Origin of the sequence: Cypionkella psychrotolerans, assembly GCF_001294535.1 — a bacterium.
Lineage (GTDB): Bacteria > Pseudomonadota > Alphaproteobacteria > Rhodobacterales > Rhodobacteraceae > Cypionkella > Cypionkella psychrotolerans.
On record NZ_LGIC01000066.1, the window covers coordinates 159,778 to 169,459 of the forward strand.

The window sequence follows — 9,682 nt, forward strand, 5'->3', positions numbered from 1 at the left end:
TTTAGCTCAAACGCAGCCCGGTCTTGGCATCAAACAGATGCACAAGGCCGGGTTTTGGCATCAGCCCAATCTGATCACCGCGCTTGATGTTGGGTCGATCGGTGAAAACGGCGTGCAGGGTCAAGGCACCCGCCTGCATCGCCACAAACATCGCCGTCCCGGTGCTTTCCACAATCCCGACCTGCCCCACAATCGCCCCCGGCGCATCTGGGTTGGTCAGTTCCAGATGCTCGGGCCGGATGCCATACAGCACCGCTCCGGTGGCTGCCGATGCAACCTCCAACACCTGCCCCGAGGCCAGCCGCACCTGCCCGCCCTCCGCCACAGCCTCTAGAAAATTCATCGCAGGCGAACCAATAAAGCCGGCGACAAACGCATTGGCGGGCCGATCATACAATTCCAACGGCGGGCCGGCCTGCTCTAACCGCCCCGCCCGCATCACGACGATCCTGTCGGCCATCGTCATTGCCTCGACCTGATCATGCGTCACGAAGATTGAGGTCGAACCCAACCTCTCATGCAACGCCCGGATTTCCGCCCGCATCTGCACCCGCAAGGCGGCGTCGAGGTTTGAGAGCGGCTCATCAAACAAAAACACCGCTGGCTGGCGCACAATCGCCCGCCCCATCGCCACCCGCTGCCGCTGTCCGCCCGAAAGCTGCTTTGGCGTGCGATCCAAATAAGGCGTCAAGCCCAAAATCTCGGCAGCCTTGCTGACCGCCGCCGCGATTTCCGCCTTGCTGGCCCCGCGCAGATGCAGCGAAAACCCCATATTGTCGCGCACAGACATATGCGGATAAAGCGCGTAATTCTGGAACACCATCGCAATATCGCGCTGCTTTGGCTCTACGTCATTCACCACCCGCCCCGCGATGGAAACCGTGCCCGAGCTGATCTCTTCCAGCCCCGCAATCATCCGCAGCAGGGTCGACTTCCCGCAGCCCGAGGGGCCAACCAGCGCCACAAACTCGCCATCCGCCACATCAAAGCTGACGCCATGCAACACTTTGGTCGTGCCGTAAGATTTCGTCACGTCGCGAATGGAAACTTCGGCCATTTGATCCTCGGGCTTAAGGGGTTATTGCAGCACAACGACTTTGCTCAGATGCCGTGGCGCTTCCGAGTTGATGCCCTTCGACAAAGCCACCCTCTCGCCCAACATTTGCAAGGCAGGCAGACAGGCAAGTGCATTGGCATCGTCCGACAGCCCCAAATCAATCCGCAGATCCCCCGGCCCGTTAAAGCCAATCACCACCGCGCCCTTGGCCTGCAGTTCGGCGACCAGAATAGCCTCTTCAGCGGCGGTGGCTTGCGAATACAGCATCACCACCAGTGACTTAGTGTCGATCAGGGAGACCGGGCCGTGGCGATATTCCATCGGATGAAACGCCTGAGAATAAGAAATGCTCATCTCTTGCAACTTGAGGCAGCCTTCGGTTGCCATGCCATAGTTCGGCCCAGCGCCCAGATAAACGAAATGACTGCGCCCGTGCAGCAGGCCGACGATCCCCGACTCAAGGGCGGTCATAGCCGCTGCGGCCTCAGCGGGGATCGTCTGGTGCAGCGCGACGCCTGCCATCCGCAATCCGGCCAACAGCATCAGACTGGCCGACACCGACATCACTATGCCCTCTTGCGGATCGGTCGGCAGATACAGCGCCTGATCCGCCGCGCGCAAAATGGTCGAATCCGGCTCACAAGATACCGCAAGCGTCCGCCATCCGCGCGCACGGCTGGCCTCAATCGCCTGAACGGTTTCCGATGTGGTGCCAGAGCGCGACAATCCGATCACCAGCACGCCCTCGGTATGGGCGAGGTAACATTCCGGCCTGCGCGCCCATTCCGCTCCCGGCACGGCCAGCGCCGCTTGGCCCTGCGCGTTAAAGGCACAAGCCATCACCTGCGCCAGATAGTAAGACGTGCCGCAGCCGGTGATCACCACCGTCGTGGCTTTCACCGCAGGCAATTCTTGCGTCAAAGCTGCGGTCCAATGGGGAAACTGGCGGCGGATGACGGTTTCGGTGATGGTCGCAGACATGATTTTCGCTTTCCTTACAGTCAGTTATTTCCCCGCCCCAGCCATCAGGCCCGAGACGAGATATCGGTTGAGAAACAGCACCAGCAGCATCGGCGGCAGAATTGCGATGATTCCGGCTGCGTTCATCAGCCCGTAATCGACATAGTTGCGGGTGACGAATTCGGGGATCAGCACGGTCAGCGGCTTGGTCGCAAGCGTCGGCGAGAACACCAGCGGCACCATGAACTGCCCCCAAGCCGACAGAAACGTCAGGATGCCGCAGGCCACCAAACCCGGACCCGCCAAGGGCAGCACGATCTGCACAAAGGCGCGCAGCTTGCTGGCGCCATCCAGCCAAGCCGCTTCCTCCAGCGACAGGGGCATCGCTTGGTAAACCGAGCGCATCAGCCACAAAGCCAGCGGCAAAAACGCCGAGACATAGATCAGCGTCACACCCGTATAGGTGTCGATAAGGCCCATTGAGATCATCAACCGATAGAGCGGGATCATCACCGTGTAGGCCGGGATCGCAAGTGTCGCCACCACCAGCACGAACAGCACATTGCGGCCCGGAAACTCCAACCGCACAAAGGCCCAAGCGCCAAAGGCCGCGATGATCACCACCAACGCAGTGGCCGCCAGCGAGGTGATCAGGCTGTTGGCAAAGGCGCGTGAGAACTGCGGCCAGACCGATGCCACCTCATTGCCCTGTGAGGTTGAAGTGGCCCCAAACAGCTTGGCGTAGTGCTCCCAAGTCGTGGTCTGCGGCCAGAAATGCAGGTTATCCGACACTAGCGCATTGGGCGGGGTGATTGAGGTCACGAAAGACCAATAAACTGGCCCCACCGACCACAAAACCAGCAGCGCCACGCCTAAGCACAGCCCGACCTGCCCCGGCAGATGTTTGAAACGGCGGCTCATTCAAACCTCGTTTCGCGGTAGACCCGCAACACATAGATCATCGACACCGCAAGCGAGATCACCATGGTCAGCACCGACAGCGCCATCCCGCTGGAGAATTTCATGTTCTGGAATGCCAGCACATAGACCTGAATGATCACAGAGCGGGTATCCAGCGAGGCTCCGTTCAAAATCCACGCCTCATCAAACAGATTAACGGCAAAGACGGTGGATTGTGACAAGGCAATCGCCAGACCGGGGGCGATCAGCGGTAGGGTGATCTTGCGCAGCCGTTGCCAGCCAGTCGCACCATCCAGACGCGCCGCCTCATACAACTCCGCCGGGATGGATTGCAGTGCTGCGAGCAGGATGATCACCGTCAGCGGCATCATCCGCCACGCATGGACGACTGACACCAGCAGCAGCCCGGTTTCGCGGTTGTTAAACCAAACCTGCGGCGTGTCGATAATGCCAGCGCTCAGCAGCAGGCCGTTCAGCAAGCCATAGCTGGGGTTATAAATCCACATCCAGATGATCGCGTTGACCACAGGCGGCAGGCACCACGGCAGCACCACAATCGCCAGCAGCCAGCGCCGCCCGATTTTGATGCGATTCAGCAGCAAGGCCGCAGCGAGGCCGCCGACGGTTTCAATAAACACCGCCAAAGCCACATAGATCGCCGTGGTGATCCAAGCCGCGTTGACGGTGCTATCCTTCAGCAGATTGGTGTAATTCCGCACGCCCACAAACGGCGAGCCGGGCTTCATCGGCTCTACCCTGAACAGGCTGTCAAACAATGTCGACAGCAGTGGCAAAAATACCAACCCGCCCATGATCAGCGCCACAGGCAAGGCCAAAGCCAACCCGAGGCGCGCATCCCGGCCGAGGCGTAGGCGTCCCAACCGAGGGGGTCTGATCCGCAAAGTCATTCCCCCTCGCCGCCCTTATTCCTGCGCCGTCGCAGCAGCTGCGGCGATCTGCGCCACCGCTTCGTCGACGGTCAACTGACCCTTCGCCGCTGCGTTCAACGCCGTCGCCACCGCGCCCGAGAATTCGGGATACCACCCCGGCGTACCTTGCGCGAACAAAGGCTCGACCACCTCGGCCTGCGCGATCAACACATCGCCCTGCTTCAGATTTCCGGCCTCATTCACGGTTTTCAGCACCGAAAGCCGCGTCGGCAGATTGCCCAGCAAGCGGTAATTCGCCTCCATCGTCGCAGGCTCCAACATCCATTGGATAAAGCCCGCCGCCTGTTCCTTATTTTCCGCGTTCATCGGAATCCCCAACGCCCCCGGCAGGCCAAAGGTCCGCGATTTGCCGTTCACATTCGGCATCAATGCCGCCGCCACATCTGCCGCCACCTGCGATTTCGCAGGGTCGGTATACACCGCCAAATTCCCCGCCCAGCCTGCGACGTCGAACGTCGCCTTGCCAGCTTTGAACAGCTCTTGCACCTCGACATCCTTCAGGCTGGTCGAGGCCGGATCAATCAGCCCTTCGTTCAAAGCCGCAATCTCAAACGCCATCGCCTGATAGCCCGCCGAGGCCGGATCGATGAACAAAGGCTTGAAATCGGCGTCAAACAGATCGCCGCCAAACGCCTTTGTCAGCAGATACCACGCCGTCGCAGCCCCCTCCGAGGCCGACAGTGGCAAAGCAATCGGATAGTCCGCGATCTTGGCGGCCTTCACCGCACGCGCCGCAGCCAGCAATTCCGCCGGGGTTTTCGGCACCGCCACCCCCGCCGCCGTCAGATGCGCTGCGTTGTAAATCAGCACGCGGAAGTCGTTGTTATAGGGCACGCCGATCAGCTTGCCATCATAGGTGAAAATCGAGGTGGTCGGCAGATCGGCCTTCAACTCATCCGTCAGCAGCGCGTCCAGCGGATCGTACCAGCCTGCCGAGCCGAACTGACCAACCCAGCTCCAATCCATCTCCGTGACACTGGCGGGCGCAGTATTGGCCAGCATTGAGGTTACGATCTTGGTGCGGATTTCATCCCAGCCGAGGGTCTGAATATCAAGACCGCCGCCGGTGTAAGTGTCCGTCATCTCTTTTGGCAGCGTCACCCAAGGCGGCAACAGTACCGCCAAACTCTCCGCAGCGCGCGTTAGTGAAGGGGCAAGGACCGCAAGGCCAAGCACCGAGGCAGAAAGAAGAAAATGCCGTCTTTTCATAGTGTCACCCTGTTGTCGGCCCCTTACTGGGGCGTTGCGCTTTTGGTCAATTCCGTCTGAAGTGTCGCGATAAAGTCCGGCCCTATCGCCCATCCGGTAGCCTTCGCCGCAGCCAGTGCCGCACCACCCACCGGGGGCAAAACCGGCGGTACGGGCGGGCCTAGTGCAGCCATCAGTGCCGTCATCACCGTGGCGTCCTGCATCACACCGCCCGCAAAACTCCAGCGCAACGGCGGCTCCACCCCCGCGAGCCGTCCCGCCGTCCGCCCCGCAAGCGCCAGATGCCCGGCGGCCTCTTGCATCAAACCCACCGCCTCAATCACCCCCGCATTGGCCAACCGCGACACCAAAGCCGCCACCGAGGCCAGCCCCGCCCGCGTGTCCCGCCCATAGGTCCAGCCGAGCAAATCCTCAGCCGCCACCCCCATCTCGCGCAGCAAACCATGCGCAAAGCCCGATGGCGGCTTGCGGCCATCCAAGTGCTGGCTGGCCAGCGCCAAAGCCGCCCGCCCGATCCAATGCGCCGAGCCTTCATCGCCAAACAAATGGCCCCAGCCGCCGACGCGGTGGGTGCCTAAAGGCCCCCGTGCCCAAGCCATTGATCCCGTGCCCGCCAGCACCAAAACGCCATCTTCCCCCGCCAAGGCCCCGTGAAATGCCACCGCGACATCGTTCATCACCGCGGCTTGTGGGCCAAACAGTTCAGCCACCACCGCCACCTGCCGCGCCGAAATCGCCGCAATCTCGCCATGACAGGGCAGCCCCAGAACCGCGCAAGACACCGGCCCGAACTCTGCCGCCAACAACCCCAAACGCGCTTCCCAACCCGCGCCCGCCGTCGGGTCCAACCCCTCAGCCCACGCCCGCGCCAGCACCCGCCCCGCGCGGTTGATCACCACCGCATCGGTCTTGCTGCCGCCGCTATCCAGCCCGAGAATCCGCTCCATCACGCGACCTCCGCCACGGTCACCGCACAACCCAAACCCGCCAGCACATCCCGCCAGCCAACAGCCAACCGCGCATCGGTCAGCAGGCACATCCCCGCGCCCAGATGCGCCACGCCATAGGTCAGTTGCGGCCCGAACTTATCCGCATCGGCCACGATCACCGGGGCCTTGCTGCGCGTCAGCATCAGCGCATTGAGCCGCGCCTCTTGTTCATCGCGGCTGGAAATCTCGCCCCTGTCCGAGATACCGCCCGCCCCCAGAAACAACTGGTCAAACCATAGCTTCTCCAGCGCCGCTTCTGCCAAAGGCCCCACCATTGAGGCGTTTTGCCGCCGCAAACTGCCGCCCAAAAGCGTGACGCCAATTTCCGTCACCGGCATCAACACCTGTGCCACCGGCAGACAATTCGTGAAGACTCGCAACGGCATCGGGTTCAGCCGCAGCCGCCGCGCCAGTTGCAGCACCGTGGTTCCAGCATCGAGAAACACCGAGGTTTCCGGTCGCAGCATCTGATACGCCGCTTCGCCAATCGCGCGTTTGGCGGGTAGGTTGATCTGCTCGCGGCTCTCAAACGCCACCTCAACGCCGGAAGTCTCAGCAATCTGCGCGCCGCCATGCGTGCGCAAAATCTGCCCCTCAGCCTCCAGTGTCAGCAGATCGCGCCGCACCGTTGGTTCCGACGCGCCCACCGCTGCTGCGATCTCGGCAATCGAGGAATATCCCTTGGCGAAAAGGTGCTGCCGGATGGCGGTGGCGCGATCAATCTTCATGGCGGTCCTGTTTTCCGGTATGCCCCTATACAGAGATCAAAAATAATCACTGTCAATCATGATGGTGATCATTTATGATTTTTTTAGCGATATACGCTCCTATTTTGATCAAAAAGGATCGACCTGCAATGTCCACCGCCGCCCTGCTTGCCTTCGCCCCCGCCCGGAAATCTGGCCAAGTGCTTGCGATTCCATCGATTTGCTCGGCGCATCCGGTGGTGATCGCCGCCAGCTTCGCATTGGGCCGGGCGCGCGGCACCCCGGTGCTGATCGAGGCGACCTGCAATCAGGTCAACCATGAAGGTGGCTATACCGGCATGACCCCCGCCGATTTTCGCCGCTTCGTGTCGGGAATCGCCGCGGCAGAGGGCTTTGATCCGGCAAACCTGATCCTTGGCGGCGACCATCTGGGCCCGAACCCCTGGACCGCGCTGCCCGCTGCCGAAGCGATGACGAAGGCCTGCGATATGGTCGCGGCCTATGCGCAGGCGGGGTTTGGCAAGATCCATCTCGACGCCAGCATGGCCTGTTTGGGCGACCCCAATCCGCTGCCCGATGCCACCATCGCCACCCGTAACGCCCAACTCGCCGCCATAGCCGAGACCCACAGCCCAACGCCCCCGGTCTATATCATCGGCACCGAAGTTCCTGTCCCCGGCGGCGCTTGGGAGGAGGTTGAGGGTTTGACCCCCACCCCGCCCGAAGCCGCCCTCGCCACCGCTGCCTTGCAACTAGAGGCGTTCAAAGCCGCTGGCATCGCAGCCGCTTTCGCGCGCGTCGTCGGCCTTGTGGTGCAGCCCGGCGTCGAATTCGGCAATGAAAACGTCGTCGCCTATCACCGCCCCGCCGCCCGCGCTCTGGTCGCCTGCCTGCCCAAACTGCCGATGCTGTTTGAGGCGCATTCGACCGATTACCAGACCCCGCAAGCGCTGGCTGATCTGGTGCAAGACGGTTTCGGCATCCTGAAAGTCGGCCCCGGCCTGACCTTTGCCTTGCGCGAGGCGCTCTATGGCCTCGATCATATCGCGGATGTGCTGTTCCCGGACCACACGCCCCTGCGCGTGACGATGGAGGCTTTAATGCAGCAAAAGCCGCAGCATTGGGCGAAATATTACCACGGCACGCCGCTGCACCAGCATCTGCAACGGCATTACAGCTATTCCGACCGCATCCGCTATTACTGGACCGATCCGGTTGCCAGCGCTGCCGTCGCCGATCTGATGGCACTGTTTGGCGACGCAAGCCTCCCCGAGCCGCTGATCTCGCAGCACCTTGGCGCGGCTTATAGCGATGTGATGACAGGCAAAACCGCCAAAACCGCCCCCGCCCTGCTGCGTGCGGCGGTGATGCGCGCGCTGACGCCGTATTTCGATGCCTGCTATGGCGCGCACTGATCCGCAAAAGCGGCTGCCACCAGCAAACTGAAACCATATTTCTGGATTTTCTGGTGGCGAGAGAGAGACTCGAAACGAAACGGATAGACACGCCAATAATCGTTGACAATCTTACGCTTAGAAGGCATCCGTTGGTAGGAATGGTTGGTAGGAATAGGTTCGCAAATTGGCACGAAAGACAGCAAAGGCGCTGCCCCGCCTCCTCAGATTGAAGGGGCAGACGTTCTGGTTTGCGCGGGATTTGCCCGCCGATTGCCGACCCATCTTTGGCAAGAAAACATGGCTGACCAATCTAGGGACTGCCGACATCAAGATCGCCGTTCAACGGCGCGATACGCTTGAAGCCGAAACCACGCAGGCCTTTGCAGCAATGCGCGCGGGGACTTGGAACCCCTCTGAGGCCCTCTCCCCTGTCGCCCGTGGTGAACTCTACCGCGAGACGCTCTTGGCCCTTTCAAGCGGCTCAGAGGCGGACCCAGATGCGTTGGAGTTGGCAGTATATGCGGCTGAGTCTGAGCGCGATGCCTACCGTGGGCCGCAAAAGGGGGCCTTCGGGGATGCCTTGAAGGGCAGCGTGGAGGTGGATCGCCATATCGACGCCTACCTCATCACAATCGCCAAGCTGGCACCTGCAACCATCCGGGGCATGAAAGGGCATATTCTACAGTTCGCGCGCTGGGCTTCTGAAAAGAAGTTGCGCCTTGATGCTGTGAGCAGACGAATAGCGGGTCAGTATGTCACGGCGGTTATCGACCCCATGCACCCCAAGACTGCCGCAGCACATCTTGGCTCGTTGCGGTCATATTGGGGGTTCCTGCATAGAAGGGGCCACATCGTTGGTGCTGATGCGAAGGGCGGGCCGTGGGCGGACCAACAGATTGAGGTGAAGGGCAAAAGGGTCGAGCGCGGCGACAAAGATGAAGCACGCCCCTTCACCGTCGATGAGGTGCGAACACTCCTCTATTCTCCTTTTCCCCCTCGCATGGCAGCGGAATTTGCGCCTCAGCTCATTGACGCTCTGACAATCTCTCTTCTTTCAGGTATGCGCCAAGAAGAGATTGCAACGCTTTGGGTTGAATAGCCCCGAGTTTCCTAGACACCTTGCAGCTTCAGTTTTTGCTGCTGCTCGAATGCGATCGGCGACAGCATTCCGTTCCTAACGTGTTTGCGCTGCGGGTTGTAGAAGAACTCGATGTAGTCGAACACATCCTGGCGGGCTTCTTTGCGGGTTTTATACTTTCTTCGGCGGATGCGTTCGCGTTTGAGCAGGTTGAAGAAGCTTTCGGCGACGGCGTTGTCCCAGCAGTTGCCACGTCGGCTCATGCTTTGCGTCAGATTGTGCTGTTCGAGGAACTCCTGCCACTCATAGCTGGTGAACTGTGAGCCTTGGTCGGAATGCACTTGGACTTTGGTCTTCGGTTTGCGGCGCCAGACGGCCATCAGAAGGGCTTGCAACGGCAGATCCGTATAGGTC

10 protein-coding genes are annotated in these 9,682 nt (G+C 61.0%); 2 read left to right on the forward strand and 8 right to left on the reverse strand.

All coding sequences use genetic code 11. The features are described 5' to 3' along the window. Position 1 precedes the first annotated feature (1 nt). The 7 genes from AKV04_RS15615 to AKV04_RS15645 are packed head-to-tail and all read right to left on the reverse strand — an operon-like array spanning position 2 to position 6,814. Entirely contained in the window at positions 2–1,057 is a 1,056-nt protein-coding gene (locus tag AKV04_RS15615) for an ABC transporter ATP-binding protein (RefSeq protein WP_054007343.1), read from the reverse strand. A 21-nt stretch (positions 1,058–1,078) separates the two neighbouring features. Then, the gene (locus AKV04_RS15620; RefSeq protein ID WP_054007344.1) at positions 1,079–2,038 is read right to left on the reverse strand and encodes an SIS domain-containing protein; all 960 of its coding nucleotides are present in this window, start codon (positions 2,036–2,038) and stop codon (positions 1,079–1,081) included. A 24-nt stretch (positions 2,039–2,062) separates the two neighbouring features. Beyond that, positions 2,063–2,938, reverse strand: coding sequence for a carbohydrate ABC transporter permease (locus AKV04_RS15625; RefSeq protein WP_054007345.1), 876 nt, complete (start codon positions 2,936–2,938; stop codon positions 2,063–2,065). Then, on the reverse strand, positions 2,935–3,840 hold the full coding sequence (locus AKV04_RS15630) for a carbohydrate ABC transporter permease (protein ID WP_202905630.1): 906 nt from the start codon (positions 3,838–3,840) through the stop codon (positions 2,935–2,937). Before AKV04_RS15630 ends, AKV04_RS15625 begins: the two co-directional genes overlap by 4 nt. Positions 3,841–3,861: 21 nt before the next feature. Continuing rightward, the gene (locus tag AKV04_RS15635) at positions 3,862–5,097 is read right to left on the reverse strand and encodes an ABC transporter substrate-binding protein (protein ID WP_054007347.1); all 1,236 of its coding nucleotides are present in this window, start codon (positions 5,095–5,097) and stop codon (positions 3,862–3,864) included. Positions 5,098–5,120: 23 nt separating this feature from the next. Then, positions 5,121–6,044, reverse strand: coding sequence for an N-acetylglucosamine kinase (locus AKV04_RS15640; RefSeq protein WP_054007348.1), 924 nt, complete (start codon positions 6,042–6,044; stop codon positions 5,121–5,123). Continuing rightward, positions 6,044–6,814: a DeoR/GlpR family DNA-binding transcription regulator gene (locus AKV04_RS15645; RefSeq protein ID WP_054007349.1), complete on the reverse strand. Its 771-nt coding sequence runs from the start codon at positions 6,812–6,814 to the stop codon at positions 6,044–6,046. Before AKV04_RS15645 ends, AKV04_RS15640 begins: the two co-directional genes overlap by 1 nt. Before the next feature lie 128 nt (positions 6,815–6,942). Between AKV04_RS15645 and AKV04_RS15650 the strand changes: the two genes are divergently transcribed. Together AKV04_RS15650 and AKV04_RS15655 are read left to right on the forward strand one after the other, a co-directional pair. Next, on the forward strand, positions 6,943–8,208 hold the full coding sequence (locus AKV04_RS15650) for a class II D-tagatose-bisphosphate aldolase, non-catalytic subunit (RefSeq protein ID WP_054007350.1): 1,266 nt from the start codon (positions 6,943–6,945) through the stop codon (positions 8,206–8,208). A 166-nt stretch (positions 8,209–8,374) separates the two neighbouring features. Then, positions 8,375–9,289 (forward strand): DUF6538 domain-containing protein, encoded by a 915-nt coding sequence (locus tag AKV04_RS15655; protein ID WP_054007351.1) that lies wholly within the window; start codon positions 8,375–8,377, stop codon positions 9,287–9,289. 11 nt (positions 9,290–9,300) lie between these two features. On the opposite strand, the gene AKV04_RS15660 is transcribed toward AKV04_RS15655, so the two are convergent. Continuing rightward, positions 9,301–9,682 (reverse strand): DDE-type integrase/transposase/recombinase (locus AKV04_RS15660; RefSeq protein ID WP_156317579.1); only part of this gene is annotated, 382 nt, incomplete at its 5' end.

What these genes read in the sequence shown, in the direction of transcription:
- AKV04_RS15615 (WP_054007343.1), bottom strand. Translation starts at nt 1,057, where the DNA reads ATGGCCGAAGTTTCCATTCGCGACGTGACGAAATCTTACGGCACGACC.
- AKV04_RS15620 (WP_054007344.1), bottom strand. Translation starts at nt 2,038, where the DNA reads ATGTCTGCGACCATCACCGAAACCGTCATCCGCCGCCAGTTTCCCCAT.
- AKV04_RS15625 (WP_054007345.1), bottom strand. Translation starts at nt 2,938, where the DNA reads ATGAGCCGCCGTTTCAAACATCTGCCGGGGCAGGTCGGGCTGTGCTTA.
- AKV04_RS15635 (WP_054007347.1), bottom strand. Translation starts at nt 5,097, where the DNA reads ATGAAAAGACGGCATTTTCTTCTTTCTGCCTCGGTGCTTGGCCTTGCG.
- AKV04_RS15640 (WP_054007348.1), bottom strand. Translation starts at nt 6,044, where the DNA reads ATGGAGCGGATTCTCGGGCTGGATAGCGGCGGCAGCAAGACCGATGCG.
- AKV04_RS15645 (WP_054007349.1), bottom strand. Translation starts at nt 6,814, where the DNA reads ATGAAGATTGATCGCGCCACCGCCATCCGGCAGCACCTTTTCGCCAAG.
- AKV04_RS15650 (WP_054007350.1), top strand. Translation starts at nt 6,943, where the DNA reads ATGTCCACCGCCGCCCTGCTTGCCTTCGCCCCCGCCCGGAAATCTGGC.